Annotated in this window: 1 protein-coding gene; it reads right to left on the bottom strand. The window is 70.0% G+C overall.

Annotation, left to right across the window (positions count from 1 at the left end; genetic code table 11):
- The coding region (locus ABZ664_RS39290; protein ID WP_362522367.1) for a type I polyketide synthase at positions 1-4,877 on the bottom strand (4,877 nt) is incomplete at its 3' end.
- Between the last annotated feature and the right edge of the window lie 36 nt (positions 4,878-4,913).

Below are 4,913 nucleotides of genomic sequence, written 5' to 3'. Positions count from 1 at the left end.
TCCAAGAACGCGTTCGCCGCCGCGTAGTTGCCCTGCCCCGCCCCACCGAACGTCCCCGCCACCGACGAGAACACGATGAAATCGGCCAGATCCTCGTCTTGGGTCAGTTCATGCAGATGCCAGGCGGCGTCCACCTTCGGCCGCAACACCGCGTCCAACCGCTCTGATGTCAGCGACGGAATCGTCCCGTCATCCAGCACACCCGCGGTGTGAATCACCGCCGTCAACGGGTGTTCCTCCGGCACCCCGGCCAGCAACGCCGCCACCTGATCCCGATCGGCCACATCACACGCCGCGATGGTGACCTCGACCCCATGCGCGATCAACTCCGCCTGCAACTCCACCGCGCCAGGGGCGTCCAACCCCCGACGGCTGGTCAGCAGCAGACGACGCACCCCCCGCTCGGCCACCACATACCGCGCGAACAAACCCCCCAGACCACCCGTACCACCAGTGATCAACACCGTCCCCTCGGGGTTCCAGACTCCGCTCGCCTCCCCCTCAGGGTGAGAGCCGGGCGCCAACCGCGCCAGCCGCGCTACCCGCACCTCACCATCGCGCACCGCCACCTGCGGCTCGCCCGAGGCCAGCACCCCCGCGAGTACACCGGGCAGTGCCGACAGCGAAGACTCCCGCCCGTCCACGTCCACCAGTACGAACCGGTCAGGATTCTCCAGTCGCGCGGAGCGCACCAAACCCCACACCGCCGCAGCCGCCAGGTCGGCCACCACCTCGCCGTCCCCTGCCGTCACCGCTTCCCTGGTCACCACTACCAGGCGCGAATCGGCGAACCGGTCATCGGCGAGCCACCCCTGCACCACGTCCAGAACGCGAGCGGTCAGCGCATGTGCCGACTCCACCACTTCGCCCGCCGGATCCGAGACCGCCTCCATCAGCACCACACCCGGCACCGGCCCCGCCTCCACCAGCGACGCCAGATCCACATGAGCGGAGGCCGCTCGTCCGGTCGCCTGCCAAGCGCCGGTGATGTTCAGAACGTCCTGGCCGAGTACCGCCGCCGGGAGCGCGTCAGCAGCCGGGAGACCCACCGACGACGTCCACTCCACCTGGAACAAAGCATCCCTACCACCACCCCCACCGGGAGCGGCCAACACCTCCGACGCCACCGGCCGCAACACCAACGACCGCGCCGACACCACCAAACCCCCACCCCCATCCACCGCCACCACAGAAACCGCATCACCCCGAGTCCTCACCAACCGAACCCGCAACACCGACGCCCCACCCGCATGCAAACACACCCCACCCCACGAGAACGGCAACCGCCCACCCTCGGCATCGTCCAACCCCACAAACGGCACCGCATGCAACACCGCATCCAACAACGCCGGATGCACCCCGAACGACCCCGCACCCGACACCACCTGCTCAGGCAGCACAACCTCCGCGAACACCTCACCCTCAGAACCCCGCCACGCCCCCCTCAACCCCCGAAACACCGGCCCATACTCCAACCCACCCTCAGCCAACCGCTCATACACCCCGTCCAACTCGATCACCGACGCACCCCGCGGCGGCCACACCTCCGTCTCGAAACGCGTGACAACCTCGCCACCGGTCCCCGTGACCTGCCCTCGATCGTCCTCGACGCCCACCCCGACGTGACCACCGCTCGCCAGCACACCTGCGGCATGCCGCACCCAGCCATCGTGATCACCGGCATCGGCCGACCGGGCATGGACGCTCACCTCACGCCGACCCGACTCGTCGGCCGGCCCCACCCGCACCTGCACCGCGACCGCGTCGTCCTCACTCAGCACCAGCGGCGCGGTCAAGGTCAGCTCCTCGACCAGATCGCAGCCGACCTGGTCACCCGCGCGGATCGCCAGCTCCAGGAAGCCTGTACCCGGGAAGATCACCATCCCGCCCACCGCGTGATCCGCCAGCCACGGATGCGACCGCAGCGACAACCGTCCCGTCAGCAGCGCGTCACCGGAATCGGCCAGACCCACGGCCGCGCCCAGCAGCGGATGGCCCGCCGCCTCCTGTCCCAGACCGCGAGCATCCGCGATTCGCCCGATACTCGGCCAGAACCACTGGTGCTGGAAGGCATAGGTCGGCAACTCCACCCGGCGCCCGCCCGCGAGCACCGCCTCCCAACCGATCGCCACGCCACGCACGTGCAACTCGGCGAGAGCCGTCATGATCGCCGACTGCTCGTCCCGATCCCCGCGCAGCACCGGCACCGCCACCGCGCCCGTTTCACCCGCGAACGCGACAGAAGAGCCCTCAGCACCCGGATTGGAACCGGCGAACTCGGCGAGGGTGTCGGATGCCATCGCGGTGAGCACACCGTCGGGGCCGAGTTCCAGGTAGGCCCGCACCCCCTGAGCGTGCAGGGTGCGCACGCCGTCGGCGAAGCGAACCGCGCCACGCACCTGCTCCACCCAGTACTCCGGCGAGCACAACCGCTCGGCCGTCGCCTGCTCCCCGGTCAGCGTCGACACGATCGGAATCTCCGGCGCACCGTAGGTCAGTGACCCGGCCACCGCCCGGAACTCCTCCACCATCGGATCCATCAACGGCGAATGGAACGCATGCGACACCCGCAACAGCTTCGTCCGCACCCCCCGCTCCTCCAGAGCGGCGGCCACCTCCAGCACCGCCTCCTCCACCCCGGAGACCACCACCGAGGACGGGCCGTTCACCGCCGCGACCGACACCTCACCCTCACGCCCGGCCAGCAGCTCGACGACCTCCTCCTCAGAAGCCGCCACCGCCACCATCGCCCCACCCACAGGAAGCGCCTGCATCAACCGCGCCCGACCCGCCACCAACGCACACGCATCCGCCAGCGACAACACCCCCGCCACATGAGCCGCCGCGATCTCCCCAACCGAATGACCCGCCAGCACATCCGGCCGCACCCCCCACGACGACACCAACCGGAACAACGCCGTCTCCACCGCGAACAACGCCGGCTGCGCCCACCCCGTCCGATCCAGCAACCCCGCCTCCACCGACCCCGGCTCGGCGAACAACACCTCACGCAACGAACGACCCCGATAACACCCCGCCCGCTCGGCCGCCTCGCCGTCCGGCTCCCCCTCGAACCTCTCCAGCAGCGGATCCAGCTCCGCGATCACCTCGTCCAACGCCGCCGCGAACACCGGGAACCGCGCATACAACTCCCGGCCCATCCCGGCCCGCTGACTGCCCTGACCGGTGAACAACACCGCCAGCTTCAGCTCGCCCGCTGCCACCCCGCGCACCACACCCGCACCCGGCAGACCCTCGGCCACCGCACCCAACCCGGCCAGCACACCCTCACGATCACCGACCACCACCGCCCGATGCTCGAACGCCGACCGCGTCGTCGCCAGCGAGAACGCCGCATCGGCCAGCCCCAGACCGGGCTCACCCTCCAGGAACGACGCCAACCGCCCGGCCTGCGCCTGCAATGCCCCCACAGACCTGCCCGACACCAGCACCGGCACCACGCCCGCAGGTGCCTCGCTCTGCGAAACCTCTTCGGATTCCGGCGACTCCGGCCCCTGTTCGAGGATCACGTGCGCGTTGGTTCCGCTGATCCCGAACGACGACACCCCCGCCCGCCACGGCCGCTCCACCTGCGGCCACTGCGTCGGCTCGGTCAGCAGCCTCACCGCACCGACCGACCAGTCCACGTGCGACGACGGCGCATCCACGTGCAACGTCCGAGGCAGCACCCCGTGCCGCATCGCGAGCACCATTTTGATCACACCGGCCACACCCGCAGCCGCCTGCGTGTGACCGATGTTCGACTTGATCGACCCCAGCAGCAGCGGCCGGTCCTCCGGCCGATCCTGACCGTACGTCGCCAGCAGCGCCTGCGCCTCGATCGGGTCACCCAGCGTGGTGCCGGTCCCGTGCGCCTCCACCACGTCCACGTCGGCCGACGACAGCCCGGCGCCTGCGAGCGCCTGGCGGATCACCCGCTGCTGAGACGGACCGTTCGGCGCGGTCAGGCCATTGGACGCGCCGTCCTGGTTCACCGCCGACCCGCGCATCACCGCGAGCACCTCGTGGCCGTTGCGCCGGGCGTCCGACAGCCGCTCCAGCACCAGCACCCCGATGCCCTCGGACCAGCTCGTGCCATCCGCCGCGTCGGCGAACGCCTTGCACCGCGCGTCGCCGGCCAGCCCGCCCTGCGCACTGAAGTCGATGAACGCGCCCGGCGACGCCATCACCGTCACCCCACCGGCCACCGCGAGCGAGCACTCACCCGAACGCAGCGCCTGCGCCGCCAGATGCATCGCCACCAGCGACGACGAGCACGCCGTGTCCACCGTCATCGCGGGACCTTCCAGCCCCAGCGTGTACGAGATCCGCCCCGACAACACGCTCCCGGCGTTACCGGTACCGAAGAAACTCATCACATCCGGCGGGAACTCCACGCTGGACGCGTAGTCGTGATACGACACTCCTGCGAACACGCCGGTGCGGCTGCCCTTCAGCGAGATCGGGTCCATGCCGGCCCGCTCGATCGCCTCCCAGGTCGTCTCCAGCAGCAGTCGCTGCTGCGGGTCCATCGCGAGAGCCTCACGCGGCGAGATGCCGAAGAACCCGGGATCGAACTCCCCGGCCTCGTGCAGGAACCCACCCTCACGCACATAACTGGTGCCGGGCCTCTCGCGATCCGGGCTGTAGAACGCCGCCAGATCCCAGCCCCGCGTCGTCGGGAACGACGAGATCCCGTCCCCGCCCTCGGCCACCAACCGCCACAGGTCCTCCGGAGAGGCCACTCCACCCGGGTAACGGCACGCCATGCCCACGATCACGATCGGGTCGTCGGCCACCGGCATCACGGACGCGGGGATGATCACGTCGGCTCGCTCGCCGAGCAACTCGCCCAGCAGGAACTCCGCCAACACCACCGGAGTCGGATAATCGAACACCAACGTCGCCGGCAG

This window comes from Streptosporangium sp. NPDC006930, from assembly GCF_040635605.1.
Taxonomy (GTDB): Bacteria; Actinomycetota; Actinomycetes; order Streptosporangiales; family Streptosporangiaceae; genus Streptosporangium.
Note: the sequence above shows the minus strand (reverse complement) of the source record. Positions and strands in the feature narration are given on the sequence as shown.